Origin of the sequence: Streptomyces sp. NPDC046862 (assembly GCF_040704615.1) — a bacterium.
Taxonomy (GTDB): Bacteria; Actinomycetota; Actinomycetes; order Streptomycetales; family Streptomycetaceae; genus Streptomyces.
This window is the reverse complement of sequence record NZ_JBEYXP010000040.1, coordinates 73,279-99,023: the sequence shown is the minus strand read 5'-3', so window position 1 is coordinate 99,023 and position 25,745 is coordinate 73,279. Positions and strand designations below refer to the sequence as shown.

25 protein-coding genes are annotated in these 25,745 nt (G+C 71.0%); 11 read left to right on the top strand and 14 right to left on the bottom strand.

The genetic code is table 11. The annotated features are described in order from the left end of the window. Positions 1-52 precede the first annotated feature (52 nt). Positions 53-961 (bottom strand): BadF/BadG/BcrA/BcrD ATPase family protein, encoded by a 909-nt coding sequence (locus tag AB0959_RS35585; RefSeq protein ID WP_366830871.1) that lies wholly within the window; start codon positions 959-961, stop codon positions 53-55. A gap of 234 nt (positions 962-1,195) precedes the next feature. Here AB0959_RS35585 and AB0959_RS35580 point away from each other — a divergent pair, with 234 nt between their 5' ends. The 6 genes from AB0959_RS35580 (at position 1,196) to AB0959_RS35555 (ending at position 9,495) form a co-directional block, all read left to right on the top strand. Next, positions 1,196-2,317 carry an ROK family protein gene (locus tag AB0959_RS35580; RefSeq protein WP_366830870.1) on the top strand — a complete coding sequence of 374 codons (1,122 nt, stop codon included), beginning with the start codon at positions 1,196-1,198 and terminating at the stop codon, positions 2,315-2,317. 274 nt (positions 2,318-2,591) lie between these two features. Then, complete coding sequence (locus AB0959_RS35575; RefSeq protein ID WP_366830869.1) at positions 2,592-3,914, top strand: sugar ABC transporter substrate-binding protein; 1,323 nt, start codon at positions 2,592-2,594, stop codon at positions 3,912-3,914. Between the two features lie 122 nt (positions 3,915-4,036). Beyond that, positions 4,037-4,948, top strand: coding sequence for a sugar ABC transporter permease (locus AB0959_RS35570; protein WP_366830868.1), 912 nt, complete (start codon positions 4,037-4,039; stop codon positions 4,946-4,948). Next, on the top strand, positions 4,945-5,847 hold the full coding sequence (locus tag AB0959_RS35565; protein ID WP_366830867.1) for a carbohydrate ABC transporter permease: 903 nt from the start codon (positions 4,945-4,947) through the stop codon (positions 5,845-5,847). Before AB0959_RS35570 ends, AB0959_RS35565 begins: the two co-directional genes overlap by 4 nt. Before the next feature lie 2 nt (positions 5,848-5,849). Further along, positions 5,850-7,580, top strand: a complete 1,731-nt coding sequence (locus tag AB0959_RS35560; RefSeq protein ID WP_366830866.1) for a hypothetical protein — start codon at positions 5,850-5,852, stop codon at positions 7,578-7,580. An 85-nt stretch (positions 7,581-7,665) separates the two neighbouring features. Next, on the top strand, positions 7,666-9,495 hold the full coding sequence (locus AB0959_RS35555) for a hypothetical protein (protein ID WP_366830865.1): 1,830 nt from the start codon (positions 7,666-7,668) through the stop codon (positions 9,493-9,495). Here the strand turns inward: AB0959_RS35555 and AB0959_RS35550 are convergent. Next, complete coding sequence (locus AB0959_RS35550) at positions 9,437-10,240, bottom strand: hypothetical protein (RefSeq protein ID WP_366830864.1); 804 nt, start codon at positions 10,238-10,240, stop codon at positions 9,437-9,439. The two genes, AB0959_RS35555 and AB0959_RS35550, sit on opposite strands and share 59 nt — an antisense overlap. A gap of 205 nt (positions 10,241-10,445) precedes the next feature. Then, complete coding sequence (locus AB0959_RS35545) at positions 10,446-11,102, bottom strand: nucleoside/nucleotide kinase family protein (protein ID WP_366830886.1); 657 nt, start codon at positions 11,100-11,102, stop codon at positions 10,446-10,448. A 241-nt stretch (positions 11,103-11,343) separates the two neighbouring features. Between AB0959_RS35545 and AB0959_RS35540 the strand changes: the two genes are divergently transcribed. Then, the gene (locus tag AB0959_RS35540) at positions 11,344-12,237 is read left to right on the top strand and encodes an ANTAR domain-containing protein (protein WP_366830863.1); all 894 of its coding nucleotides are present in this window, start codon (positions 11,344-11,346) and stop codon (positions 12,235-12,237) included. Between the two features lie 15 nt (positions 12,238-12,252). Here AB0959_RS35540 and AB0959_RS35535 read toward each other — a convergent pair whose 3' ends face one another. Then, positions 12,253-13,065, bottom strand: a complete 813-nt coding sequence (locus AB0959_RS35535; protein WP_366830862.1) for a hypothetical protein — start codon at positions 13,063-13,065, stop codon at positions 12,253-12,255. Then, a complete protein-coding gene (locus AB0959_RS35530; RefSeq protein WP_366830861.1) occupies positions 13,058-13,639 on the bottom strand; it encodes an RNA polymerase sigma factor in 582 nt (193 codons plus the stop codon). The genes AB0959_RS35535 and AB0959_RS35530 overlap by 8 nt, the downstream gene beginning before the upstream one ends. Positions 13,640-13,818: 179 nt before the next feature. Here AB0959_RS35530 and AB0959_RS35525 point away from each other — a divergent pair, with 179 nt between their 5' ends. Further along, positions 13,819-14,301 (top strand): cupredoxin domain-containing protein, encoded by a 483-nt coding sequence (locus AB0959_RS35525; RefSeq protein WP_366830860.1) that lies wholly within the window; start codon positions 13,819-13,821, stop codon positions 14,299-14,301. After that, positions 14,291-14,686, top strand: coding sequence for a hypothetical protein (locus tag AB0959_RS35520; protein WP_366830859.1), 396 nt, complete (start codon positions 14,291-14,293; stop codon positions 14,684-14,686). Before AB0959_RS35525 ends, AB0959_RS35520 begins: the two co-directional genes overlap by 11 nt. A 16-nt stretch (positions 14,687-14,702) precedes the next feature. Here the strand turns inward: AB0959_RS35520 and AB0959_RS35515 are convergent, their stop codons facing one another. The 4 genes from AB0959_RS35515 to AB0959_RS35500 form a co-directional block, all read right to left on the bottom strand. Continuing rightward, positions 14,703-16,724: an APC family permease gene (locus AB0959_RS35515; protein WP_366830858.1), complete on the bottom strand. Its 2,022-nt coding sequence runs from the start codon at positions 16,722-16,724 to the stop codon at positions 14,703-14,705. A gap of 166 nt (positions 16,725-16,890) precedes the next feature. Next, positions 16,891-17,448 (bottom strand): hypothetical protein, encoded by a 558-nt coding sequence (locus AB0959_RS35510; protein WP_366830857.1) that lies wholly within the window; start codon positions 17,446-17,448, stop codon positions 16,891-16,893. Between the two features lie 372 nt (positions 17,449-17,820). Then, positions 17,821-18,486 carry a DUF305 domain-containing protein gene (locus tag AB0959_RS35505; protein ID WP_366830856.1) on the bottom strand — a complete coding sequence of 222 codons (666 nt, stop codon included), beginning with the start codon at positions 18,484-18,486 and terminating at the stop codon, positions 17,821-17,823. 95 nt (positions 18,487-18,581) lie between these two features. Continuing rightward, positions 18,582-19,040, bottom strand: a complete 459-nt coding sequence (locus AB0959_RS35500; RefSeq protein ID WP_366830855.1) for a DUF6153 family protein — start codon at positions 19,038-19,040, stop codon at positions 18,582-18,584. 228 nt (positions 19,041-19,268) lie between these two features. On the opposite strand from AB0959_RS35500, the gene AB0959_RS35495 reads away from it, so the two are divergent. Then, positions 19,269-19,637, top strand: coding sequence for a BlaI/MecI/CopY family transcriptional regulator (locus tag AB0959_RS35495; protein WP_366830854.1), 369 nt, complete (start codon positions 19,269-19,271; stop codon positions 19,635-19,637). Then, positions 19,634-20,542, top strand: a complete 909-nt coding sequence (locus tag AB0959_RS35490; protein WP_366830853.1) for a M56 family metallopeptidase — start codon at positions 19,634-19,636, stop codon at positions 20,540-20,542. The genes AB0959_RS35495 and AB0959_RS35490 overlap by 4 nt, the downstream gene beginning before the upstream one ends. A gap of 165 nt (positions 20,543-20,707) precedes the next feature. On the opposite strand, the gene AB0959_RS35485 is transcribed toward AB0959_RS35490, so the two are convergent. From AB0959_RS35485 to AB0959_RS35465, 5 genes are all read right to left on the bottom strand, one after another. After that, a complete protein-coding gene (locus tag AB0959_RS35485; RefSeq protein ID WP_366830852.1) occupies positions 20,708-21,838 on the bottom strand; it encodes a GNAT family N-acetyltransferase in 1,131 nt (376 codons plus the stop codon). Positions 21,839-22,091: 253 nt separating this feature from the next. Beyond that, the gene (locus tag AB0959_RS35480; protein WP_366830851.1) at positions 22,092-22,733 is read right to left on the bottom strand and encodes a response regulator transcription factor; all 642 of its coding nucleotides are present in this window, start codon (positions 22,731-22,733) and stop codon (positions 22,092-22,094) included. Next, positions 22,726-24,039: a sensor histidine kinase gene (locus AB0959_RS35475; protein WP_366830850.1), complete on the bottom strand. Its 1,314-nt coding sequence runs from the start codon at positions 24,037-24,039 to the stop codon at positions 22,726-22,728. The genes AB0959_RS35480 and AB0959_RS35475 overlap by 8 nt, the downstream gene beginning before the upstream one ends. Before the next feature lie 7 nt (positions 24,040-24,046). Continuing rightward, positions 24,047-24,829: an ABC transporter permease gene (locus AB0959_RS35470; RefSeq protein ID WP_366830849.1), complete on the bottom strand. Its 783-nt coding sequence runs from the start codon at positions 24,827-24,829 to the stop codon at positions 24,047-24,049. Continuing rightward, complete coding sequence (locus AB0959_RS35465) at positions 24,826-25,728, bottom strand: ABC transporter ATP-binding protein (protein WP_366830848.1); 903 nt, start codon at positions 25,726-25,728, stop codon at positions 24,826-24,828. Before AB0959_RS35465 ends, AB0959_RS35470 begins: the two co-directional genes overlap by 4 nt. Positions 25,729-25,745 lie beyond the last annotated feature (17 nt).

Genomic DNA, 25,745 nt, shown 5'->3' with positions numbered 1-25,745 from the left:
GACTGGAGGTGACGCGTGACCGGTTCATGACCACCTGGTGTCGCGGCGGTGATCAGCGGCTGACCGGCCGAAGGAGGGATTGTGCGAGTGCCACCGCGCCCTGCACCGGCGGCACGCCGAGGCGGTGGGGCCGCGCCGACGGCAGGGCTGAGGCCAGGGCGGAGGCGAATGCCTCGTACAGAGCGGGCTGGCGCAGAATCGTGCTGCCCGCGATCACGACGTCGTCGACGAAGGCACCGCGCTCGGCGAGCCGGACGACGAGTGCGGCGAGCGCGCGGCCGCCGTCCGCGATCACCTCGCGGGCGATCAGGGAACCGTCCGCGGCCGCCGCGAACACGACAGGAGCGTGCCGGCCCCACTCGGCCGACACGTCCGTGGCGCTCTCAAGCGCCGCGCCCAGAGCGGGGACCTCACGCACGCCGAAGGCGGCGACGAGCCGGTCGGCCAGCGCGTCGGGGGCCTCCCCGCGATCGTGCGCCGCCCACACGGCTCGTGCCGCCTCACGGACGAGACCGGCGCCGCCGCCCTCGTCGCCGAGCACGGCACCCCAGCCGCCTACCTGCACCGGGCTGCCGTCGGCGAGCCGGCCGACCGCCACCGAACCGGTCCCGGCGACGAGACCGACGCCCCTGTCCAGGCCGGCGGCGGGCACGAGGAGCTCGGCGTCACCGACGACCAGGCACGGCACCTGAAGCCGTTCCTGGAGTGCGACACGAAGGGCCTCGCACTGCCGGGGCGTCTCGCAGGCGTGACCGCCCACCGCGACGGCGGAGGGGCGCGTGCCGGAGGGAAGGGCGTCGTGGACCAGCGCGGTCAGCCACGCGGCGGCGGCCACAGGGTTGTGTGGCCGCCATCCGCTGCTCGTACGGACGTGATCGGCGCCGGAACCCGCCCCCGCGCGGAGATGGGTCTTGGTGCCGCCCACGTCGATACCGACCGCGACGGGCGTGGAGTCCTGCACGGATCCCCTTTCGTCGTTGCGAACGCTTGCGACGGTGGGCGAACCGTGCCTGGACACACAGGTTTCGGAAGTGCTCGGGAAGCCCCGGGACGGGCCTCTGCTGGATGCGGCAGGCGAGTACCGCTTGACTTCGTTAGGAAATTAACTAACGAATTAGGGTGCGTCAAGCGGTTCGGAGACGGATGCCGAACGAACCCGTTGCGGCCCGATCGCCGCGGTACGACTGGGGAGACCATGAACCTGAGCGAGAGCGCCCGCGCGGTGTTCGCCGTGCTGGCCGCGGCGGGCACGGCCACCCGCCCCCAACTGGCGGCCGGGGCGGGCCTTTCCAAACCGACCGTCTCCTCCGTCGTGGCCGAGCTCGAGGCCGCCGGACTCGCCGCCTGCTCGGGCACGGTCTCCGGCGGCACCGGTCGCTCCGCCGCCGTCTACGCCCTGGGCCCCGCCGCCGGCGCCGTGCTCGCAGTCGACCTCGGCCCCAGCCGCACCCAGGTGCGCGGCTGCGCCCTGGACGGCACCCTGCTCGCCCAGGGCACCGGCTCCCGGCCGGATGCCGCCGCGGTCGTCTCCAAGGTCCTCGCGGAGCTCCCGGCAGGTGCCCCGCTCCGAGCCGTCGTCGTCGCCGTCGGCGACGTCACCACACAGGACCGGGAGGGCGCGGGGGAGCGCCCGGCGACCGCCAAGGCCGGTCCCGCCTTCGACGCCATGGCCGTCGCCCTGCCGCCCGGAGCGCCCGTCCACCTCGAGAACAACGTCAACTGCGCCGCGCTCGCCGAGCTGCACGAGGGCGCCGCCCGCGGCCGCGACACCTTCGGCTACCTGCGGATCGGCGTGGGCATCGGCCTCGGCGTCGTCATCGGCGGCCAGGTGCTGCGCGGAGCGAACCACGCCGCCGGAGAGGTGGCCCGGCTTCCCTACCCGTGGGACGAGGGCCGCGAGCCACGCCACGAGGGGCTGGAGGAGCACCTGGGCGCGCGCTCCCTGATGCGCCGGGCGGCGGACGCCTGGCAGGACGGCGACGGTCCGCGTCCCCGGAGCCCCGGGCGGCTCTTCGCCCTCGCTGACGCCGGACATGTCAGAGCCCGCGCCGTCGTCGGCCGCCATGCCGCCGACGTCGGCCGGCTCGCCGCCGCGGCGACGGCCGTCCTCGACCCCGGCCTGATCATCCTCGGCGGCGACGTCGGATCGAACCCGCAGCTCCTGCCCGGGGTCCGGGCGGAACTGGCCCGGCTGAGCTGGCCCACGGAGGTCGTGAGCAGCGCCCTCGGCGACAGCGGCACCGTTGTAGGGGCCACCGAGCTGGCCGTGGCCCGGGGAGTCCAAAACGTGACCGATGGGGTGCCGGCCAAGCATTGACGGACTCCGCCGGCTTCTGCCAATGTCCGGACAAGCGCTTTCTGAGTCGGCCGGGACGTCGACTCCGGGTGAGCCTCCCGACCGTACGTGAAGTACGGCAGCCGCACGAGGGCGTGCTTGTGCGACATCGGCCGTCATGGCCGGGGACCCCACCCGTCAAGGCGATGCGGCCGGGCGAGGCCGTGCCCCCGGAAAGCGAAATTTCCTTCAAAGTGCACCCGTGCCACCTTGGCTGGCGCCGTGCTCCGTCCAGTACGACGAAAAGGGATCAAAAATGACCAGTGTGGGTGTGCGGCGCTCCCGCCGACTCAGCGGCGGCATACGCCGCGTGGTTCCCCTCGCTGCCGTGGCCACGGCAGGTGCCCTTCTGCTCTCCGCCTGCGGGGGGTCGGACTCCGGCTCGGGCGGCAGCTCCAAGTCGCTGACGTTCTGGATCTCCACGGTTCCGGGGCAGGACGCGGGCTGGAAGAAGATGGTGGCGGAGTACAAGAAGGAGACGGGCGTCAAGGTCAAGCTCGTCAACATCCCCTACGACGGCTACACGACGAAGCTGCACAACGCCGCGCAGGCGAACTCCCTGCCCGACGTGGCCGCCGTGCCGGCGCTGGACCCGATCTGGTCGAACAAGCTGATCGACCTCAGCTCCATCGCCAACAAGAAGAGCAACAACATCAACGCCAACTTCCTCGCCAAGGACTCGTCCGGGAAGGTGCTGTCCATCCCCTCGGACGTCACCGCGTCCGGCATGTTCATCAACAAGACGCTCTTCGAGAAGGCCGGCGTCTCCTTCCCGACCTCGCCCCAGAAGACCTGGACCTGGACCGACTTCATCAAGGCGGCGAACAAGGTCCGCGCGAAGACCGGCGCCAAGTACTCCCTCACGTTCGACCAGTCGCCGTCCCGGCTGCGCGCCATGGTGTACGAGATGGGCGGGAAGTACGTCCACGCGGACTCCTCCGGCAAGTTCTCGGTTGACGCGGCCACCAAGAAGGCCGTGAAGTACTTCGTCGGACTGAACGACGACAAGATCATGCCGAAGTCGGTGTGGACCAGCGGCGCCGACCCGGCGGCCATGTTCCAGAGCGGTAACGTGGTCGCCTACTGGTCCGGCGTGTGGCAGGTTCCCGCCTTCGCGGACAGCATCAAGAAGTTCGAGTGGGCGAGCGTCCCGACCCCCGCCCAGCCGGTGCAGGCCAGCGACGTCAACAGCGGCGGCATGACCGTGGGCTTCAACAACAACGCCGACGCCTCCGCCGCCGCGAAGAAGTTCCTGTCCTGGCTGTACGAGCCGGCCAACTACCAGAAGCTGTGTGAGGCGTCCGGGTTCCTGCCGGTCGAGAGCGGTCTGGACCCGAAGTACCCCTTCAAGTCCGAGGCGGCGCAGGCGGCGTTCAAGCTGTACAACGAGTCGATCCCGCTCTACGACCCGATCTCCGGCTACTTCAACGGCGCGCAGACGAACTGGGTGCTGAAGGGCAAGAGCCTCACCGAGGACCCGACCAAGACGGAGCTCGGCAAGGCGATCAACGGCCAGCAGTCGGCCGACAAGGCCCTGCAGAACATCGTGGCCGGCTACAACCAGCAGGTCGGCGGCTGATCGTAGGCCACAGGGCCGGACGGCGGCGTCTCGACTCCGCCGCCCGGCCCTGGCGCCCACGTGATGCCGGGCTCATGGCGTGAGCCCACAGGAATCCCTTCCACCAGCACGGAGTCAGGAAGATGACCAAACGCGCCTCGGACGTGTCCGCGAGCCCGCCCAGGAGACGCAGTAAGTACACCCTTGCGCCCCTCGTCCTCATCGCGGCCAACGTCGTGCTCTTCGCGCTGTTCTTCGTCTGGCCGGCGGTGATCGGGCTCGTCTACTCCTTCACGAACTACACGGGCGTGGGAGTGTTCCAGTTCGTCGGACTGGACAACTACCAGAACCTGTTCGGGGACTCCACCTTCTACGACGCGCTGTCCCGGACGCTGCTGTACGCCGTGCTCTTCGTCCCGCTGAACTTCGCGTTCTCGCTGCTCATCGCCAACGTGGTGGTGAGCAAGCACGCCAAGGGCGCGTCGGTCGCCCGCGTCGTCTTCTTCATCCCGTGGCTTCTGTCGCCCATCGTCGTGGGTGTCCTGTGGCGGTGGCTGTTCGGTGAGAACTTCGGACTGGTCAACTACGTCATCGAGAAGCTCGGCGGGCACGAGGTTCCGTGGCAGTCGAACGCGGACCTGTCGCTGCTGGTGGTGGTGATGGCGGCGTCCTGGGCGTGGACGGGCTTCTCGATGCTGCTGTTCATCGCGGCGATCAAGAACGTACCGGTGTCGTACTACGAGGCGGCCGCGCTCGACGGCGCCGGTCCGTGGCGCCAGTTCATCAGCATCACGCTGCCGAGCATCGCGCCCACCTCGTTCATCGTCATCCTGCTCAACACGATCAACGCGATGAAGGAGTACCCGGTGTTCGTCGCCCTCAACAACGGCGGACCTGGAACGTCGAACAACCTGCTGGTCCAGTACATCTATGAGACCGGCTTCAAACGGGGCCAGATCGGCTACGCGAGCGCCGCGTCGTTCGTGCTCATGCTCATCCTGATGGCCGTCGCGATCATCCAGCTGATCGTCAACCGGCGGGTGGAGAACCGATGACAACCACAGACATGCCACGCCCGGCCGACGCCGGTCCCGGACGAGCCGTCTCCAAGAAGCGGCCCCGGGGGGCGGCCAGCGGTGGGCTCCGGCAGGCGGTGTCCGCGACGACACTGCTGTGGATCCTGGCGTGCCTGTACGGATTGCCGGTGCTGTGGTTCATCCTCAGCTCCTTCAAGCCGGCCAGCGACCTGTTCTCCTATCCGCTGACGCTGGTTCCGCACAACCCCACTCTGTCGGGTTTCAAGGCAGCGTGGGACAGCGCCAACTTCTCCCAGTACTTCATCAACACGGCCATCGTGTGCGTGATCACCACGATCCTCACGGTGGGTGTCAGCTGCTGCACCGGGTACGCGCTGGCCAAGTACGACAACAAGTGGCTCAAGGTCTTCTTCATCTGCATTCTGGCCACCACGATGCTGCCGTCCGAGGTCATGCTTGCCCCGGAGTTCCTGGTGGTCCGCGACCTCGGCCTCTACAACTCGTTCGCCGGCATCATCCTCCCGGCTGTGCTCACCGCGACCGGATGCTTCATGTTCCGCCAGTTCTTCCTGACGGTTCCCGACGAACTCGTGGAGGCCGCGCGCATCGACGGCGCCCGCGAACTGTCGATCTTCCTGCGGATCATGGTGCCGCTGTCCCGGCCCATCATGCTGACCCTCGCCATCCTGTCCTTCCAGTGGCGGTGGAACGACTACATCTGGCCGCTGCTGATGCTCAACGACCCCAACAAGTTCACCGTGCAGATCGGTATCCAGAGCATCGTCGGCGCGCAGAACATCAACTGGTCGGTCCTGCTCGGCGCGTCGGTCATCTCCATGATCCCGCTGATCGCCATCTTCCTGGTCTTCCAGCGCTACGTCATGGGCGCCGACATCAATGCCGGACTGAAGGACTGACCGTGCCCGCCCCGCTCGACCATTTGTTCGACCACGAGTTCGTCCGCGCGGTGGCCGGCGCCGCCGACCGGCTGGCCGCCCCCCTGGCGGCCGGCCCCGACGAGGAACCCACCGGGGTGCCCCACCGCGCTCTGGCACGCCGGGTGAAGACCCTGGTCGCGGCGTACCGGTCCCCGGACTCGGCACTGCACGGCAGCGGGCAGGCCGTCGCCGCCGCGCTGAACCACCTCCGCGCCCTCCTGGCCGCGCAGACCACCACCGGCCTCTTCGCCGGCGGCGACAACGTGCAGTCACCGCCGGACTCCGCGTTCACCGTCAACGACGTGTGCGACGCGCACGTCCTCGCCGCCGGCGCGGGGCCGGAACTGCGCGATGTCACGGCCGCGCTCGCCGAGATCGCCGGCGCCGCCACCGGCAGTCTCCTGACCGGTGGGGTGCACACCCCGAACCACCGTTGGGAACTGTGCGCGGCGCTGGCCCGGCTGCACCGGTCGTTCCCGGACGACCGGCTGCTCGACCGCGTCGAGGAGTGGCTCGCCGAGGGCGTCGACATCGACGCGGAGGGTCTGTACTCGGAACGGAGCGCCAACTACGCGGCGCACGTGTCCAACCCTTCGCTGCTGCTGCTGGCCGACGTGCTCGGCCGCGTCGACCTGGTGGACGCCGTCGAACACAATCTCGCCACCACCCTGGACCTCATCCGGCCGGACGGCACGGTGGAGACCGTCCACTCGCGACGGCAGGACCAGAACCGCCCGTTCCCGCTGGCGCCCTACCTGCCGCACTACCGGCTGCTCGCGGTCCGCACCGGCCGGGGCGACTTCGGCAGGGCGGCGCGGCTGGCGGCCGCGGGCGGCATCGACGACCCCGACCTGCTCGCCCAGACCCAGCTCACGCCGGACCTGTGCCGCGTCCTGCCGGCCCCGGCCGCGGAGACACTTCCGCGCGACCGGTACATCACCACCGCGCGCCTCGCGGCACGCGCCTCGGGCACCGCGCACACGGTGGTGTACGGAGGCTCCGACGTTCCCGAGCACCGGCGCATCCGCTCGGGCCTCGCCTGCAATCCCACCTTCCTGCGGCTGTTCGCCGGCGACGCGGTCCTCGACGCGGTCCGCCTCTCACGAGGCTTCTTCGACCTGGGCCCGTTCCGCGCCGCCGACATGCGACAGCTTGCCGACAACCGGTACCGGCTCACCGAAACCCTGTCGGCCGCCTACTACCAGCCGCTCCCGCCGGGCCGGCGCCGGGACGACGGCGCCTACCGTATGGCGGACGAGGGACGCTTCTCGGCCGCGATGGCCTTCCCGGACCGGCCTCGGGACGAGGTCTCCCACACGACCCGCGTCGAGGTGGACCTGAGGGAGGACGGTGCCGACCTGCGGATCGACATCAGCGGACCACGGGTGCCCTGGGCCCTCGAACTGACCTTCCGGCCGGGTGGCGTGCCGGTGGGCGCCGTACCGATCGGCGACGGGCGCTGGTGCCTGACGACCGGGCCCATGACCTACCGGGTCGGTGACGACGAGATCCGGATCGAGGCCGACGTCGAGGCAGGCCAACCGCCGGCCGGGCCGGACCGGAGCGACGTACTGCGGTACGACCCGGGGCAGGACTACACCGTGGTGGGCGGCACCGATGCGACGACCGGGAACCGCGTCTACGTCGGTGGACTCGGTCCGCACACACTGACCGTCGCACTGCGCGCCCGCCGGCCCGCACGTGTCGTGTGACCCCGATCGTGTGACCCCCACGACCCACGCCATGGCCACCTCAGGCATGAAGGGCTGATCCCCGTTGCACCTCCCGCCCCGTCGCGTGCACCTCCCCCACCAGCGCGGCTCCCTGCACAACCTGCCCGACACCCCCGAGGCCTACGACGCCGTCCTCGCCGACGTCACCGAGCAGGCCCTGGCCCGGATGACCCCGGAGGGCAACCTCGAACACCCCGACTGCGCCGACGACATCGGCGACACCTCACTCGGCGTCACCTCCCTGCTCGCCCTCGCATGGCAGCGCACCAAGGACCCGCGCCTGCCGGAGGCCATCGCGCGCAGCACCCGGTTCCACCTCCGGGAGCGGGTCTTCACCGAGGACAACCCCGGATACCCGAACCTCAGGGTCCGTGACTCGGGCCTGCCGTACGCCCGGTACGTCCTGGAGCCCGGCGCCCATCCCATCGGCGACTGGCCGAGCACGGTGTGGGCCCTGCTCCAGCTGGTCAACCTCGTCGACCTGGCGGACCCCGTCCTCCCCGACGAGGAGCGCCACGGACTCGTCGAGCTGGGCAGGGGCTACTGGCGCTGGCTGACCGAGGCGACGTTCTTCAACCCGCAGGAGGCCGGAAACCAGGCCATCGGGTGTGTCGTGGGCGGTCTGATGCTCGCCGGGCACCTTCCGTCCGGTGAGGCCGAGGCGGTCCGCTCGCGCGCGATGAGCCTGTACCTGGACGAGATCCGCGCCCACCGGGTCCGCGACCGGGGCGCACTGCTGCCCCCGGAGCACGGCGGCGCGTACGACAACAACTACGGCCCGATCTCCCTGTCCTTCCTCGCCCAGGCCCACCTGGTCAGCGGTGAGGAGGTCTTCGCCGAGGACGGCGAGGCACTGGCCCACTACATCGACGCCCGCCTGACCACCGGCGGGTTCGATGTCGGAGGCCCCCGCTACAGCGAACAGCACTCCGCCTTCGAGTCCGTCCTCGGCCTGCGCTACTTCGGCCACCGCGTCGGCGCCGACCTCGGCCGCTACCGGGGTGACACGCGCTGGGCCCGGCACGCGGTCGCGGCGGACGGCGGGATCGACGGTCACTTCGCGTTCATGCTGGTCTGGCAGATCCAGGACACCACCCCCTGGCACCGCACTCCCGGCACGGCACCCGCCGGCCACCAACTGCGCGCGGGCAGCGTCTCGGTCGCCTTCGACAGCCGGATGACGCCGTCCCTGGTGGAGGCGGCGGGCACGTACGTGCTGCCCGCCGCCGTGGGCCGCCAGCACGGCTTCGGCCCGGTCATCGACGGCTTCCTGCTGTGCCGCCCCATGGGCGAGGTACGGGTCCGCGACCTGCGTACCGGCACGCTGACCGCCAAGCTCGTCACCAAGCCGGTCGTCACCCGCGACCACGTCCTGCGCCACGTCCGGTCCTTGTACGTCACGGACGGCATCCGGCTGTGGATGACGGTGGCCGTCGAACGCCTGGGCGGCACCCCGTACCTGCTCGCCGGACTCCCGTACGCGGCGGACGACGGCGACCACGTGCGCAGGACCGACGTGGCCGAGGTGTCCTCGGCGGGGCCCCTGCGCCTGACGCACCCGGTCGCGGCGGGCCCGGACCATTTCGACGCCCGCTCGGAGACCACCCAGGAACAGGCGGCGTTCGTTTTGGCCGCCGACCCGCGCGGCTACGGAAACCCCGACGAGGGCTGGAGCCACCTCGTGGCCTCCACGGCCTTCGAGGCGGACCCGGCGCCCGGAGCCCCGGACGACCTGGACGTCTTCGCGGTCCGCTACGGCCCCGGCGACACCTTCGCCCCCGCCTTCGAGCGCGTACCCGGCGGGCTGGCGGTACGCACCGAGGCGTTCACCGCCGTCATCGGAGACCCGGCGGGCGATGCCCGGGGCGAACCGGTCCTGACGCTGCACCGCTGAGCGGGGCCGGGGGACGCATCAGCGACAGGTCCTCGCCCCAGCCGTCCAGGGTGGGGCTGTGACCGGCCGCGCGCGCCACGGTCTCGACGCGGGCGAAGAACCGTCGCTGCAGGGGCGCGTCGCCGGTCGACGCGATCCGGCCCACGGCGTCGAGCAGCTCCGCCGTGTCCCAGCCCGGCAGGGGAAAGCGCACCAGCTCCCACTCCAGGTACTTGTTGTACGGGCGCGGCCGCCGGTCGAGGGCGAACAGGAACTCCAGCAGGAAGCGGACGCCGTCGGCGGCGTCGAGACGGGCGGCCAGACGGTGGCCGTCGCGGTCGTTCTTGATCGACCGGTAGAGGGAGTTGGCGTAGGCGTCCAGCCAGCCGGCCGCGTCCCGGAACGCCTCGTCCTCGGCGAGTCGTCCCTTGGCGCGGACCATCGCCGCGATGCCGCCGTCGAGCCGGTCGAGCAGAACCCGGGCCCGCGCCAGCGCGTACCGCTCGTGGCCGCCGAGCCGGCGGAACTCCTCGACCGTGGTGAAGACGAGGTCGAGCTCCGCGGAACGGTGACCGTGCAGCCGCACGAGGCCGCTGTCCGTGCCGTCGGCGACGACGACGTACAGGTCGTGGTCGGAGTGCTCGGTGACCATGCCGTCGTGGGCGTGGGAGCCCTTGAGGACGAGCCCGACGACGTCGGGATCGGCGGTGGCACGGTCGAGGAACGCGTCAAGGGTGAGGGGAAGCGGAAAAGGCTCGGGTGTCATGCGGTGATCTCCGGTGCGGTCGAAGGAGGGGAACACGCCAGGCCGCCCTCACCGCCGTACGGGAGGGCGCGGTCACTTCGTTCGCGGCGGCCGGAACGCCGCCCGTGGGATCAACGCACGATCGGCAGGCTATCGGGGGCCGTCCGGATGGTGCAGCCCGTTTTGCGGGACGGGGTGGCACGACACCACTCGCGCCGCTACCCCGTCAGGACCCCGGTACCACCACGTCGGGCAGTGCCGTCCCCGGTACGACCAGATCCGCCCGGTGCCGTGTCGCCGCCACCAGCTCGGCGTTGCGCTGGTCCGAGCCGAGGACCCAGGCGACCGCCTCGTCGTGGTCCTTGCCGAACTCCTCGTGGCGGGCCACCAGCCGCCGTACGCGTTCCGCCTCGTCGAGCTCGCAGAACCAGACCTCGTCGAGCCGGGGACGGACACGTGCCCAGTCCCCGTCCTCCACCAGCAGGTAGTTCCCCTCGGTGACCACCAGCCGGGCCGTGCGCGGCACCGGGATCGCACCCGCGATCGGCTGTTCCAGGACGCGCTCGAAGCCCGGCGCGTACACGACGTCGTCCTCCTCCTCGCGCAGCCGGCGCAACAGAGCGGCATAGCCGGCCGCGTCGAAGGTGTCGGGCGCGCCCTTGCGGTCCAGCCGCCCGAGTCGTCGCAACTCCACGTCCGCGAGATGGAACCCGTCCATGGGCACGTGCGCCGCCCAGGGCTGCCCGTCGGCGTTGAGCGCCCGGACCAGTTGCTCGGCCAGTGTGGTCTTCCCCGCGCCGGGGCTCCCTGTGACACCGAGGAGCGCTCGGTGGCCGGGGCGGACGAGCGACGCGGCACGTTCCAGAAGGTCGGCGAACGTCATCCGCGCGGGTCGTGCGCCGGGTGAGGCATCGGCGACGCGCACCTCCGGTTCGAGTGTCATGCCGAGACCGTAAGCCCTTGTGGGCGGGCCGCGCAGCAGCGCACCACGCGACGGACGGCGTCGGGCTTCGGGAGTACTCCGGCCGCGACGGGGCAGCAGCCATATCGGTGCTGCCGTCCGCGCGAGGTGCCCGGTGCTGCGGGGCGGCACGAGGACCCGAGAGAAAGGCGGTAGATGTCGTATGACCGAGGAACCCTTGCCGGAGACGCACGGCGAGGAGCTCCAGGAGGAGCTGGAGCGCGTGCGGCTCTGGGAGGAGCTGGAGCGGCTGCGCGAGGAGAGACGGCAGCTCCGCGCACGGATGCACAGCCGCCCGACGATCTCCCGTGCCCAGGGCATGCTGCAGGAACGCTACGGGCTGCCGGACGCGGAGAGCGCGTTCGCCCTGCTCCAGCGGGCCTCTCAGCAGTACAACGTGAAACTGCGCAGCCTGGCGGTCGCCGTGGTGTCCGTGCCGCGTCCGGACGAGCGGGCGCCCCTGTGGTTTCCGCGCCGGGCCCGGCACGCCGAGCCCGGGCTGAGCTTCGCGGAGACCGACCGGAGCAGGGGTGCCAACCGGGGCGAGGTGCTGGGCGCGGTGCTCAGCCAGACCCTCGCCGTCGTCGGCACCGACATGGGCAACGTACAGATCGCCGACCGCTCGACGGGCGGACTGCTGATCGAGAAACACACCGGTCTCACGGCGGACTTCGTCGACTTCTTCGGGCACGTCGGCGATGACGGCACGGCCTGCGCGCTGGCGGCACAACGTGTCGCCCAGGTGACCGTCCAGGACGTGGCCACTGACCCGGTGTTCGACGAAGCCGCCCGGTCGGCCATCCTGCGGGCGGGCAGCCGGGCGTGCCACAGCGTGCCGCTGACCGCCGCGCCCGGCGTCTGCGTGGGCATGGTCTCCGCACACCTGGAGCGGCCCGTGCGGGAACTGACTCCCGCGCAGCTCAAGGCCCTGGAGATCGTTGGCGTCGAGGCCGGCCGCTGGCTCGCCTGGTACGACCACACCGTCGTCCTCGACGCCCTGGAGTACCTCCACGCCCTCGGCAGGGCCAGATCCGGGCGCCGTGCCAGGCGCCAGTGACCGCGGCGGTGCGGGTCACTGGTCCTGGAGTGGGCTGAAATGGGCCGTGGCCAGGACGGAGCCGTCCGCCGTGAGCAGCCGGGCACCGGACACCGTGCCCGGGTCCACCGGCGCGGGGGCTCCCCAGTGGCCGCGGCCGTCGTCGCCCAGGGAGAACTCCCCGACACGGACCGACGTGCCGTCCGTCCGCTCCAGCCGGCAGCTGATCCTACCGGACTCCGGGTAGGGCTCCCGCGGACCCGCGGCCTCGGATCCGGTCCCGGACGGGTATCCGTTCCCGGACGGGTTTCCGGATCCCGACGGGTTTCCGGATCCGGGGTGGTCCTGGCCGAGGTCGACCGTCATGTAGACCCAGCCGGGAGAGCCGGTGTAGGCGTAGATCCGTCCCACCGGGCGGTGGTCGGGGGTCACCAGAGACGCCTCGCGCAGGGCGTGTCCCGAACCGGTGGCCTGCGAACTCTGCGAGGCGGGAGACGAGGATCCCTCGATGGCGGTACCGACGGCCCAGCCTCCGAAGCCGAACCCGAGGGCGATCGCCGCGGCGGCCGTGGCCGCGACGAGCGCGTGTGGCCGCCGCCTCCGACGACTGGCCGGCCGGCTCAGGCCCAGCCGGTGCGCCACCCGTGTCTCGAACCCGGCGGGCGGCTCGCTGCCCGGCAGCAGAGCCAGCAGTCCGTCGCCGACGAGTGTCAGCCGTTCGACGTGTTCCCGGCAGCCAGGGCAGCGCTGCAGGTGGGCCATGGCCTCGGAGCGCTCCTGACCGGGGAGGACACCCAGTGCCAGTTCCTCGGCGACGGCCCTCAGCCGCTCGCAGTCCCTGTCAGTCATGATCGGCTCGCTCGGGTTCCAGAACCGTGCGCAGCTTCCCCATCGCCGCCCTGATCCGTGTCTTCGCCGTGCCCAGGGGGATCCCCTCGTACTCGGAGACCTGCCGTGCGGTCATCCCGTAGATCCCGGCCATGACCACGGCACGCGCCTGCTCGGGCGGCAGGTCCGCCACCGCGGCCCGCGTCCGGGCCGCCGCGTCGTCGGCCAGCGCCCACTCCTCGGGCGTCCGGGTCACGAGGCCGAGCAGATCGTCGAGATCCTCGGGGGAGACCGGCGTCGCCCTGCGCGCGCGGACGGCGTCGATCGCCAGGTTGTGCGTGATCGAACCCAGCCAGGTCCGCACCGATCCCCGCCGGGAGTCGTAGACCTGCCCATGACGCCAGGCCCGCTCGAAGGCCTGCTGGGCTATGTCCTCGGCGAGCTGAGGATCACCGACGACGGCGATGGCGATGCCGAAGACCATGCGCTGGAACCGGCGGACGAACGCGAGGGCGATCTCCGGGTCGCCCGTCGCCATTCCCGCCAGCAGCGCCTCGTCGGGGACCCGCCCGAGCGGTAGGCCCAATCTCCGCATACCAGTGGATACGGCGGACCGCGCCGAACGGATTGCCCCGGTTCCACGCGGGGTCACGCCCCCATTCTCCCGCCCCTTCCGGCCCCTTTCTCCCGCCTGTTCCGGCACCTTCCGGAAATCCCCTGACGCGGTTCGCCCGTACCCCTGGTCAGCAACGATTTCTCACGGAGGGCCGAGACATGGCGACGACGCTCATGACGCTCGTACGCAGGACCGCCGTGCCCGGACTGGCCGCCGGAGCACTGGCGGGCGTCCTCGTGGCCTGCGGAGGCGGAAGCGGCAACAGCAACGGTGGCTCGACATCGTCCTCACCGGACCAGAGCGGTAAGCCGGGAACCAGCCAGGTGGACGTGAAGCTCGTCGACTTCAAGATGGAGCTGTCCCAGTCGACGGTGAAGGCGGGTGACCACACCTTCGTCGTCAAGAACGACGGTCAGCACGACCACGCCATGGAGATCGAGGGACAGGGAACGGAGATGAAGACGCAGACGCTGTCTCCCGGAGAGTCGGCGAACCTCACCGTCACGCTGAAGGACGGCAAGTACGAGGTCTACTGCCCCGTCGACCACCACAAGGACCTCGGCATGAAGACCGAGCTCACGGTGGGCGGCAGCGCCTCACCCAGCAGCGACACCAACACGAACCAGGGCAATGGCTACTGAGCGCACGGTCGTGCTCGTCGCCCTGCGGCTGGTGGCGGCGGGAACGGCCGTGGCCATGGGCGCGATCCATCTCGACCTCTGGAACGACGGCTACCGGTACCTGGACAAGATCGGCCCGCTGTTCCTGCTCAACGCGATCGGGGCCGGGCTGCTCGCGCTGGCGCTGCTGATCACTCCCACCCGTTTCCTGCCCGTCCTCGCGACCCTGGGAGCGCTCTTCACGGCGGGCACACTGCTGGCCCTGATCGTCAGCATCACGCACGGTCTCTTCGGGTTCCAGGAGTCCATCGACGCGAACCTGGTCCAGCCGACTCTCGCCGTCGAGGCCGCGGGCTGCGTCACGCTGGTGGCGCTGGCTTTGCTGAGCAGACGCGGACGGACGTGAAAGCCGCGGTTGCCGTTCAGGGACGCCCGAGCGTCGGATCCTGCGGCTCGCCGCGCCGGACCGAGCCCGGCGCGCGGGGAGCCGGGCGGTCGGCGCGGGCCGAGGACGTCAGCTGCCAGGGGACGCTGGTGACCATCACACCGGGGGTGAAAAGCAGGCGACTCTTGAGCCACAGGGCGGACTGGTTGTGCAGGATGTTCTCCCACCAGTGGCCGACGACGTACTCGGGGATGAACACGGCGACGATGTCCCGGGGGCTGTCGCGGCGGATGGAGCGGACGTACTCGACGACCGGACGCGTCACCTCCCGGTACGGCGAGTCGATGACCGTCAGCGGCACCTCGATGCCGTAGTCCTCCCAGCGCCGGCGCAAGTCCTGGGCCTCGTCCCGGTCGACCGAGACCGTGAGGGCCTCCAGGCGGTCGGGGCGGGAGGCACGGGCGTACGACAGGGCGCGCAGGGTCGGCTTGTGGACGGTGGAGACCAGGACGATGGCGAACACCCGGGTGGGCGGGGCGAGTTCGTCGCGCGGGTCGGTGACCGCGAGTTCGGCGGCGGTGGCGTCGTAGTGGCGGCGGATCCCGCGCATCATCATCCACAGCACGGACGCGGCGAGTACGGCCAGCCACGCGCCCTGGGTGAACTTGGTGGCCAGCACGATGACGAGGACGAGGGCGGTGACGACCGCGCCCACGGAGTTGATGACGCGGGAGACCTGGTGGCGCCGCCGGATCGCCGGGTCGCGCACCGTGCGCAGGTCCCGGTTCCAGTGGCGGACCATGCTGAGCTGGGACAGCGTGAAGGCGGTGAACACGCCCAGGATGTAGAGGTGGATGAGGCTCGTGACGTTGGCGTGGTAACCCCACAGCAGCAGGCCGGCCACGATCGCCAGGGCCAGGATGCCGTTGGAGAAGGCGAGCCGGTCGCCGCGGTTGTGCAACTGCCGGGGCAGGTAGCGGTGCTGGGCCAGGATCGAGCAGAGCAGCGGGAAACCGTTGAAGGCGGTGTTCGCCGCGAGGATGAGGACGAGCGCGGTGGCGGCCTGGATGACGTAGAAGCCGAACGTGTGCTCGCCACCGAAGACCGCGGCCGCGATCTGGGCGATGACCGTGCGCTGGGTGTACGACGCGCAGTCGCTGCCGAGGCCGGTCAGCCGGCAGGCGTCGTCCGCGATGTGCACCTTGGAGACGATCGCGAGTGTGGTCACGCCGACGAACAGGGTGATGGCGATGATCCCCATCGCGGCCATGGTCGTGGCCGCGTTCTTCGGCTTGGGCCTGCGGAAGGCCGGTACGCCGTTGGAGATCGCCTCGACACCGGTCAGGGCCGTACAGCCGGAGGAGAAGGCGCGCAGCACCAGCATCAGCAGCGCCAGACCGGCGAGGTGCGCGTCGCCGGGCTCGGGCGTGATGCCGTATCCGGCGGACGCGGCGACGGGTGCGTCCCCGAACAGGTAGCGGATCAGACCGGTCACGATCATGACCAGGACGCCGCCGATGAAGAGATACGTCGGCGCCGCGAACGCCCGCCCCGACTCCCGTACACCCCGCAGGTTCACGGCGGTCAGCAGCGCGACGAAGACCAGCGCCATCGCCACGCGGTGGTCCGCCAGCTCCGGGACGGCGGAGATGATGTTGTCGACTCCGGACGCGACCGACACGGCCACCGTCATCACGTAGTCGACGAGCAGCGAGGCGGCCACGACCAGGCCCGCCGACGGACCGAGATTGGTGGACACCACCTCGTAGGAGCCGCCGCCGCTCGGGTAGGCGACGACGACCTGCCGGTAGGACAGCACCACCACGGCCAGCAGGAACACCACCGCCGCGGCGATCCACGGAGTGAAGTGCAGGTAGGCCAGACCGCCGAGGGTGAGGACGAGGAGAATCTCCTGGGTCGCGTACGCCACGGAGGACAGCGGGTCGGAGGCGAAGATCGGCAGGGCGAGCCGCTTCGGCAACAGCGTCTCGTGCAGCTCCTCGCTGCGCATGGCGCGGCCGATCACCAGCCGCTTGAGGACCTCCGTCACGTTGAACACGGCGTGAGGGTAGGCGGCGACGGGGGCGCCGCGGGGGACGGTGACCCGCCCTCAGGGGGTTAAGACACCGTTAGGATTTCTCCGAATACGTACATTCGGCGCAAAGACGCAAAGGATGTGGCCGGTCCGGGTCCGGGTCCGGTCCCGTTCCACTCTCCTTCCGCTCTCATTCCAGGCCGGAGACCTTGAACACGGTCTGGGCGGTCTCCCGGTCGATCCGCTGCGACAACTGGAGCAGCGCGGTGCCCCCGCACAGCAGCATCCCCTGGGCCGCCGAGACGTGTGCGTCCTCGTTCAGCCGGTGCCACAGCGGCGGGTTGGCGACCAGGACGCGGGGGTCGATCTCCACCCGGGCGCCGAAGGCGTCCCGCAGTACCAGCCGCTGACTCACGCCCTCCAGCCAACGAACGGACACCAGGTGGTCGGTGCGCACCCGCCGTTCCCGCAGCAGCCCGCGCGAGGACAGCCAGCCCACCCCGGCGGCCACCCGTGGCGGGAACAGCACCAGGAAGAGCAGGAGCGCGAGGCCGGCCCACAACACGGCCCGCCAGGGCGCGAAGTCGCCGGCGCCCCAGTCGACCAGTAGGAGAAGGCCCAGCAGCGCGCACGAACAGCGGATCGTGCTGCGCAGTTCCCCGGCCCAGCGGCTGTCGTACGCCGCCGCGGCCGACTGGTGTGCGTGCGCGGGGGCTCTCTCGTCCCGCGCGTCGTCGGGGCATCCCATGAAGATGACGGTAGACAGCGAAAGGGCCGTCATCGCGGTTCTTGACGTGTCTCTGATGCTCTTCTTGCCGGATTTCCACGCAGGGCCCGAATCCTGTGCTCGCTGGCGCGGTACGAAGCGGTCGACCAGGAGCGTGAAGCGGTCGGAGACGCGGTCGGCGGGGAACCTGCCTTCGCGCTGTTCGGCCGTCGCCCTGGCCCGGTGACGGCGCTGCTCCGGCGACGGCCGACGGCGAGGACGCAGGCGAACCGGAGACGGCGGCCGGGCGCGGGCAGGGGAGAGGGGTGGCCGTCCGGGCTCCGTGGGCCGGAGCGCGGTGGAGCCCGGACGACCGGGGTGGCGACGCCTCAGAACGCGGCGCGCCGAAGGGACTCAGAGCCGGTCGAGGATGCCCTGGAGCTGCTCGACCTCGGTGGACTGGCCCTTGACGATGGCGCCGGCCATCTGGACGGCGTCGGTGTTCTTGCCGTTCTTCTGCTCGTCCTTGGCCATGGTGATCGCGCCGTTGTGGTGGTCGATCATCATCTGGGCGAACATCTTGTCGAACTCGGCGCCCTTCATGGCCTTGAGCTCCTTCATGTCCGCGTCGGACATCATGCCGTCGCCGCCGTCCCCGCCGCCGTGGTCCATGCCGGGCATGGACTCCATCGCCGTCGGCTGCTTCCAGGAGTCCAGCCAGCCCTTCATCGTCCTGATCTCGGGATCCTGAGCCTTCTCGATCTTCGCGACGATGTCCTTGATCTCCGTGTCGGAGGCGCGCCCGTCGGCCAGTCGGGCCATCTCCAGGGCCTGCTCGTGGTGGGGGATCATCATCTGCGCGAAGGTGACGTCCGCGTCGTTGAAGCTCGCGGCCCCCGTGCCGTTACCCGCGGACGCCGACGCGGACGCCGACTTGGAGCTCTTGCCGCTGCCGTGGTCCATGCCGCTCATGTCGTCGCCCCCGCACGCGGTCAGGAGCAGGGCACCGACGGTGGCGGCGCCGATGGCGGCGATACGGCGGGGAGTTGTGCGGCGCGCGGCGCGCAGGAAGGAAGTCATGGTCGATTCACCTCAGGTGTCTGTTCTGGTGGGCTGTTCAGGCGTGGCCGAAGCCGCGCGGCCGCGCTGGTGCGCGCCCGCGAGAGCGGTTCGGCCTACAGCCGCAGAACTGACAAACGGGTGAGATCGGGTTGGCGTGGCGGGGGATCGGGCCGCAGCACCACCGTGACCCCGGTCAGAAGTTCCGAAAGCCACTCCTGGTGCCGGGCGAACGCCGACCTGAGCAGCGCAGCGAGCACCCAGGCGCCGAACAGGACCGCCAAGCACAGCGAGAGCATGTCCATCGCCATCGTGGGCCCGTGCGTGGCCGGCGAATCGGCCGGCTCCGCCGCGTGACGGCCCGCGTCCGTGGCCGGGACGGTGGATGCGCTCCTGGTCTCGTGGGCCATGCCGGCGGATCCCGACGTCGCGTGGGACGCGGAGCCCATGGCCGAGGCGGAAGACTCCTGGGGATGCCCCAGGCTGTGCATCGCCAACACGCCCAGGGCGAGCACCACGACGAGCAGCAGGTGCCTCAGGGCGCCTCCCGCTCGTACCGTCCTGCTCGCCCGCATCTGACAATCCCGTCACTGGTCACGGTCGTTCTGGATGTCCGCGTGCCCAGGCGGCAAGGATCTCGCCGGGAGGGTGCGCGTGTTCGCCATACTACTAAGCTGTTTGGCATTGACGTGCAGCGGGGAGGGCGCACGGCTGCTCCGGGCCCGGTGGGCCTGTCACCCCATACGATGAGCCCTCACTGGAACCGGAGGATCCGTGCTCCTCCGGAGGCGAAGGGGGTGGCCGTGCGTCGGCTGGGTGAGCTGGAGGCGGAGATCATGCACCGCCTGTGGGCCTGGGGGCGTCCGGCGACCGCGCGTGACGTACTGACGGACATCAACAAGCAGCGGCCCCTCGCCTACAGCACCGTCAAGACCGTGGCGGACATCCTCCACGGCAAGGGCATGCTCAAGCGGCACAAGGAGGGCAGGGCCTGGGTGTACGAGCCCACGTGCACGCGCCAGCAGTACACGGCGGCGCTGATGCAGGAGGCCCTCGGCAGCAATCCGGACCCGGCCGGAACCCTCGTCAGTTTCCTGGAACAGATGACTCCGGAGGAGACGGACGCACTACGCTCGGCCCTTCGCACGGTCAAGAGGCGGAGCGAAGCATGACCACAGTTGTCGCGCTGGCCGGATACGCCGTTCTGGTGGGCGCCGCGGCGCCGTCCCTGCTGTCCCGGGCGCGCTGGGCCCACCGTGCCCCGGCCCTCGCGGTCGCCGCCTGGCAGGCGCTCATGACGACGTTCGTCGTCGCCACCGCGCTCGCGGTGTACCACCTGGCCATCGCCGGGAAGCACGTGCACGACGGCTTCGTCGGACTGCTCACCGCCTGCGGTCTGATCACCGGAGCCCCCGCGCGCGGGGCCACGCCCACCCTGTCCGACATCCTCGCGCTCGTCGCCCCCGCCGTGATCGTGCTGCTGCCTCTCGGCTGGTTCGTGCGCTGTGCCTGGCGGGCGCACCGGGCACGGCGGCGTCATCTGGACCTGCTCACCCTCGTCGGCGAGCCGGCGCCCGAGTACGGCGCCACCGTCGTCGACCACGACACCCCGGCCGTCTACTGCCTCCCCGGCCGTTTCCGCCGGGTCGTCGTCACCCGGGGCGCGCTCGACGCCCTGTCGGAGGAACAGCTGCGGGCCGTTCTGGAACACGAGCGGGCGCACATCCACGGCAGGCACGATCTGCTCCGCCTGTGGGCGGACGCGTTCTCCCGCGCCTTCCCCGGTCTGCCCCTGTCCCGCCATGCCAGGGAACAGACGGCGCTGCTGGTGGAGATGATCGCGGACGACCGCGCCCTGCGCTTCCACCGGAGAGAGGCCCTGGCCACCGCGATGTACGAGGTGGCGGCCGGTCAGGTACCGCAGGTGGCGCTGGGCGCCGGAGGGACGGGCGCCCTGATCCGGCTCCGGCGCGTTCTCACCCCACAGCCCCGCCCGCACCGCGCGACCCGGCTGGGCGTCGTCGCGGCCACGGTCGCCGCGCCGCTTCTCCCTCTGCTGGTGGCCTGCGGGCCCTGATCCGATTCTGCTCAATGCCCCGGGACGTCGTCCCCACCAACCTCCCGGGAGCCCCGGCTCGTTCTTCCTGTGCGCCGGGGGCCGTCGCAACGAGCGGGGCCCCCGGTTGGCGAGGTGCCGCAATCAGGATACAGCTAAGACGCTTAGCAGGTGAGCTCGTGGCGTTCAGCGCATATGGGGCCCCACTCCGTCCCTGTCCGCTCCGTCCCTCTCCGCTCCGACCGATGTGCGCAGCGATCCGACCGTCTTCAGGAGCCGGTCGGCCGGTTCCCGCAGTGTGGAGTGGGCCAGGACCGTGTTGCGCAGGCCGCGTACCGGTCTGCGCCACATCCGCAGTGCCGTCGCCACCGGGTGGGGGCGGGTGGCGAAGCCTTCGCCCACGCGGAGTTCGCGGGTCTTGAGCCAGTCCTTGTACTCCTTGTCGCCGCGTCCCAGATCCATGACCCGGACGCCCTCCCGGCCCGCGGCTTCGGCCATGCGCAGGTGCATGATCAGTCCGGGCGAGTAGTAGCGCAGCTCCGGGTCGTACGCCGTGAACCAGGCCGCGAAGACGGTACGCGACCTCGGCCCGAAGTGCGCGGCCACCGGGCGGTCGCCGGCGTAGACCACCGACAGCACTCCGGTGAAGTGCTCCTCGCGGGCCTGGAACAGATGGTCCACCAGGTCCACGATCCACGGCCGTGCGAAGCGGTCCATGCGCCCCGTCCTGCGGTACTGGGCGGACTTCCACCGCATGAGCGTGCGCAGCGCCCGTGGGTCGCGCTCGTCGAACACGAAGCGCATCTCGCCCAGGTCCCGCCCCAGCCGGCGCTCCTTCTTCAGCGTCGTCTTGGCCAGCCCCGGGTACGCGCCGCGCAGCCACTCCGGGTAGCCGCCGTCGCCGACCTTCAGATCGACCACCGGTGAGGCGAACGTCCCCGTGACATAGCCGCTGAACGGTTTCTGCTCCTCGACGAGGTGGTCGAACTCGAAGACGGACAGCCCGCAGGCGCGCAGCAGTTCGCGGGTGTCCCAGGTGACGCCGGGCCGGTGCACGAGGGCCTGGCAGTCGGAGAGGCCGAGACCGATGGCCCGGCCCACTCCGAAGGAGTTGCGCTCGTACGGGAAGAAGCCCACCGGCTCCCCGCCCTCGTGCAGGACCGCCACGTGCACCCCACCGCGGTACGTGCCGATCCCGCCCGCGAACTCCGGTCCCAGGAAGGGGTTGCCGTAGTCGGGCGACTCGGCCATCACCCGGTGCCAGGCGCGGCGGAGCGAGGCGTCCATCTCCTGGGGGCGGTGGATCGTGATCTCCACGTCAGACCGACCGCCCTTCCGTAGGCCGCGCGAGGGATCTGCCGATCCTGGCGCACGCTCGTAAGGCAGTTCGGTCATGGCTCACAGTTCGCATGGCGACCCCCCGGTCTCCCCCGTGACGCGGTGCCCGCGTCCCGCCACCGCCCGGACCGCCGAACGGTCCGGCGGGCTCAAACTTCGCGAAACAGTACGCACGCTGTCAAGAGGGTACGGGGTAATGGAACAGTTACGGATCGGATGGCACCGGGCCCGCTCACCCCAGAATGCCGCGGTCGTAGGCCACCGCCACCGCGGCCGCCCGGTCCTTCACCCCCAACTTGGCGTACAGATGGGTCAGATGGGTCTTGACCGTCGCCTCGCTGATGAAGAGTTCCCGGGCGATCTCACGGTTCGACGTGCCCTTGGCGACCAGTTCGAGTACTTCCCGCTCGCGCGCGGAGAGCACCTCGCCCGCGGGCACGGCGGGCCTCCGGACGGCGGAGACGAGGCGGGACGCGACGGCGGGGGAGAGGACCGTACGCCCTTCGGCGGCGGCCCGGACCGCCGTGAACAGTTCCTCGCGGGGCGCGTCCTTGAGGAGATAGCCGGTGGCTCCCGCCTCGATCGCGGGGATCGTGTCGGAGTCCGTGTCGTACGTGGTGAGGACGAGAACCTTCGCGCGGGCGCCGCGCCGGGTGAGTTCGGCGATCGCCTCGACCCCGCCGCCCCCCGGCATGCGCAGGTCCATGAGGACGACGTCCGGGTCGAGGCTGAGGGCGAGTGCGACTCCCTCGACCCCGCCGCCCGCCTCGCCGAGGACGTCGAATCCAGGATCGGAGGCGAACATGCCGCGCAGGCCGTCCCGTACGACGGGATGGTCGTCGACGATCAGCAGGGTGATGGTCCGCTCAGCCATGGCGGACCAACGGTACGCGAGCGCTGATCGCGGTGCCCTGTCCCGGCTCGGACTCGACGGTGACGGCGCCGGCGACGCGTTCGGCACGGGCCCGCATCCCGTCGAGGCCGAAGCCGCCGTTGCTGGTGCGCGGCACCACGGCCAGCGGGTCGAAGCCGCGCCCGTCGTCCCGTACGTCCAGGGTGACTTCGTCCCCCATGTAGGACAGGGTGACTCCCGCGCGGGTGGCGCGGGCGTGTCTGGCCGTGTTGGCGAGGGCTTCCTGGGCTATCCGCAGGAGCGTCGCGGCGACCTCGTCGTGCAGCGGCTCCTCGGTGCCGGTGACAATGAACTGCGCGGTGACACCGGTGCGTTCGGACCACTCGGCGACCGTCGCCTTCAGTGCCTCGGGGAGTGTGTCCTGTTCCAGGGCGGCAGGGGACAGGTTCTGTACGGAGCGCCGGGCCTCGCCCAGGGACTGGCGGGCCAGCTTCTGGGCGCGGTCCAGGTGCTCACGGGCCAGCTCCGGATCGGTGGTGGAGGTGACCACCTGGAGCTGGGCGATGATGCCGGTCAGGCCCTGCGCGATGGTGTCGTGGATCTCGGCGGCGAGACGGCGACGCTCATCGGCCACACCCGCCTCCCGTGCCTGGACGACGAGTTGGGCGTGCAGGGCGGCGTTCTCGGCCAGCGCCCTCTCCAGGGCGGCCGTCTTCTCGGCCCGCTCGGCGGTCTTCTCCGCCTCCTTCTCCTCCAGGTGGACCATGGCCATTGCGCACGCCCCGTTCACGACGAGCAGCACGCCGAAGGCGATCCACTCCGTCGACGAGGCGGGTGGCGGCAGGAGGCCGGACTGGGAGCCGGCCAGGATGACGGCGGTGACCAGGAGCCCGGCCCGGGCGGCGCGCGGCGGAAGCAGCCGCCCGGCTTCGAAGTAGCCGACGGAGGCGTAGATCGCGAAGAAGGGGTTCAGCCAGGTGAGGGCGAAGGCGAGGGCGGTCCGCACCACGAAGTACACGCGCCCCGCGGTGGTCCCCTCGGGCAGTACCCGGACGCCGACAACGAGGGCGACGCCGTCCACGTCGTCGGACTGCTCCTCCCGGGCACGCCGGTCGGCCGCCTCCTTCGCCAGCAGCCGGGGAACGGCCAGGCTCCACCACACCTGGAGCGCCAACGCGGCGAGGAACAGCACCCCCGCCACGTACATCTGCCGCCGGGACATGAACAGGTGGGCGGTGACGGCCCCGATGAGCGTGGCGAGACCCAGCAGGGCGTACGGGCCGTACCGCAGGACCTGAGCCCAGCGCTCCTCGAGCGTCGTCGCCATCCGTGCCCTACTCCCACTTGAACCAGCGTCGGGCCGCGGCGATCAGCAGCACCGCCCACAGCGCCGTGACCCCGAGGTGCGTCCAGCTCGGCCAGTCTCCCGCGGCGGCCTCGTCCATGGCCTGCGCGGCGGCCCCGAACGGCGTGAGGTCCACTGTGCGCCGGAGGATGTCGGGCATGGTCGAGACCGGCAGCCAGACACCGGCGCTGAACATCGCCGGGAAGAACACCACGGAGCCTATCGCCTGGGTGATCTTCGTCGTACGGCTGACGGCGGAGACGGTGCCGCCGAGCGCCAGAGTGGCCAGGGTGGCGAGCGTGAAGGCCAGGAGGTAGCCGGGGAACTGGCGGGGCAGGGCCACGTCGAACACGATCCGGCCCACGGCGAGCGCGAGCGCCGCCGAGGCCGTGGCGGCGGCTCCGTGCAGCGCGATCTGCGCGCCGATGAGGGCGCCCGGCCGCATCGGGGTGGTGGACATGCGGCGCAGGATGCCGCGCTCGCGGTAGCCGGTGAGGACGGGCGGCATGGCCTGGAGTCCGGACATGATGATGGCGAGCAGGACCACGATGGGGACGTAGAGGTCCACCACACGCAGGCCGTTCAGGTCGGACGAGGGCTCCCGGAAGGACGGAATGGAGCCCAGGACGCACAGCAGCACCGTGGGGAAGCCGAGGATCGAGAAGAGGGCGCCGGGCTCCCGCAGGAACAGACGTGCCTCGGCCTTGAGGACGGCGGTGGCGCTGCCCTTGACGGGGGCGGCGGCGGAGCGGGCGGGGGCGAGGGCGGTCATGCGTCCGTTCCCGTCAGGTCGAGGTAGGCGTCGTCCAAGGAGGCCTCGGTGACGCGGAGTTGGTGGGCGGTGATGCCCCGCCCGGCGAGCAGCGAGATCAGGGCGTTGACCGTCTCGTCGGTGCCGTTGACGACGACCCGGCCGTCCTTGCGCGCCACCGACACGGCCGACGGGAGGGCCGCCAGCTGCTCCGTGTCCAGCTCCGCGGACGGCCTGAAGGAGATCTCCGTACTGCCCGCCGTGCGCCGGACCAGCCCGGACGGGGTGTCCAGCGCGGTGATCCGCCCCCGGTCGATCAGGGCGATCCGGTCGCACAGGCGCTGTGCCTCCTCCATGAAGTGCGTGACCAGCAGCACGGTGACACCGCGGGCGCGCACGTCCTCGATGAGCCGCCAGGTGTCGCGGCGGGCACGCGGATCGAGGCCGGTCGTCAGCTCGTCGAGGACGACGATCCGGGGGTTGCCGATGAGGGCGAGGGCGATGAACAGGCGCTGCTTCTGGCCGCCGGACAACTTCGCGAACCGGGTGCCCAGCGAGCCGGTGAGCCCGAGGCGCTCGGCGAGGGCGTGCCGGTCGGCGGGGTCCGGATAGCAGGCGGCGTACAGCTCCAGCGCCTCGCGGACCGTGATCTTGGGCTGGAGCTCGCTCTCCTGCAACTGCGCGCCCAGGACGCGGGTGACGGGGCCGCGGTCGGCGACCGGGTCGTACCCGGCGACGCGGACGCGGCCGGTGTCGGGGCGCCGCAGCCCCTCCACGCACTCGACGGTGGTGGTCTTGCCGGCGCCGTTCGGGCCGAGGATCCCGAAGATCTCGCCCTCCTCGACGGCGAAGGACACGCCGTCGACGGCCTTCCTGTCCCCGTAGGCCTTGTGCAGGCCGCTGACTTCGATGACTGCCATGCAGAGCAGCCTGCCGG

What these genes read in the sequence shown, in the direction of transcription:
- AB0959_RS35580 (WP_366830870.1), top strand. Translation starts at nt 1,196, where the DNA reads ATGAACCTGAGCGAGAGCGCCCGCGCGGTGTTCGCCGTGCTGGCCGCG.
- AB0959_RS35575 (WP_366830869.1), top strand. Translation starts at nt 2,592, where the DNA reads ATGACCAGTGTGGGTGTGCGGCGCTCCCGCCGACTCAGCGGCGGCATA.
- AB0959_RS35570 (WP_366830868.1), top strand. Translation starts at nt 4,037, where the DNA reads ATGACCAAACGCGCCTCGGACGTGTCCGCGAGCCCGCCCAGGAGACGC.
- AB0959_RS35565 (WP_366830867.1), top strand. Translation starts at nt 4,945, where the DNA reads ATGACAACCACAGACATGCCACGCCCGGCCGACGCCGGTCCCGGACGA.
- AB0959_RS35550 (WP_366830864.1), bottom strand. Translation starts at nt 10,240, where the DNA reads ATGACACCCGAGCCTTTTCCGCTTCCCCTCACCCTTGACGCGTTCCTC.
- AB0959_RS35545 (WP_366830886.1), bottom strand. Translation starts at nt 11,102, where the DNA reads ATGACGTTCGCCGACCTTCTGGAACGTGCCGCGTCGCTCGTCCGCCCC.
- AB0959_RS35540 (WP_366830863.1), top strand. Translation starts at nt 11,344, where the DNA reads ATGACCGAGGAACCCTTGCCGGAGACGCACGGCGAGGAGCTCCAGGAG.
- AB0959_RS35535 (WP_366830862.1), bottom strand. Translation starts at nt 13,065, where the DNA reads ATGACTGACAGGGACTGCGAGCGGCTGAGGGCCGTCGCCGAGGAACTG.
- AB0959_RS35530 (WP_366830861.1), bottom strand. Translation starts at nt 13,639, where the DNA reads ATGCGGAGATTGGGCCTACCGCTCGGGCGGGTCCCCGACGAGGCGCTG.
- AB0959_RS35525 (WP_366830860.1), top strand. Translation starts at nt 13,819, where the DNA reads ATGGCGACGACGCTCATGACGCTCGTACGCAGGACCGCCGTGCCCGGA.
- AB0959_RS35520 (WP_366830859.1), top strand. Translation starts at nt 14,291, where the DNA reads ATGGCTACTGAGCGCACGGTCGTGCTCGTCGCCCTGCGGCTGGTGGCG.
- AB0959_RS35510 (WP_366830857.1), bottom strand. Translation starts at nt 17,448, where the DNA reads ATGGGATGCCCCGACGACGCGCGGGACGAGAGAGCCCCCGCGCACGCA.
- AB0959_RS35505 (WP_366830856.1), bottom strand. Translation starts at nt 18,486, where the DNA reads ATGACTTCCTTCCTGCGCGCCGCGCGCCGCACAACTCCCCGCCGTATC.
- AB0959_RS35500 (WP_366830855.1), bottom strand. Translation starts at nt 19,040, where the DNA reads ATGCGGGCGAGCAGGACGGTACGAGCGGGAGGCGCCCTGAGGCACCTG.
- AB0959_RS35490 (WP_366830853.1), top strand. Translation starts at nt 19,634, where the DNA reads ATGACCACAGTTGTCGCGCTGGCCGGATACGCCGTTCTGGTGGGCGCC.
- AB0959_RS35480 (WP_366830851.1), bottom strand. Translation starts at nt 22,733, where the DNA reads ATGGCTGAGCGGACCATCACCCTGCTGATCGTCGACGACCATCCCGTC.
- AB0959_RS35475 (WP_366830850.1), bottom strand. Translation starts at nt 24,039, where the DNA reads ATGGCGACGACGCTCGAGGAGCGCTGGGCTCAGGTCCTGCGGTACGGC.
- AB0959_RS35470 (WP_366830849.1), bottom strand. Translation starts at nt 24,829, where the DNA reads ATGACCGCCCTCGCCCCCGCCCGCTCCGCCGCCGCCCCCGTCAAGGGC.
- AB0959_RS35465 (WP_366830848.1), bottom strand. Translation starts at nt 25,728, where the DNA reads ATGGCAGTCATCGAAGTCAGCGGCCTGCACAAGGCCTACGGGGACAGG.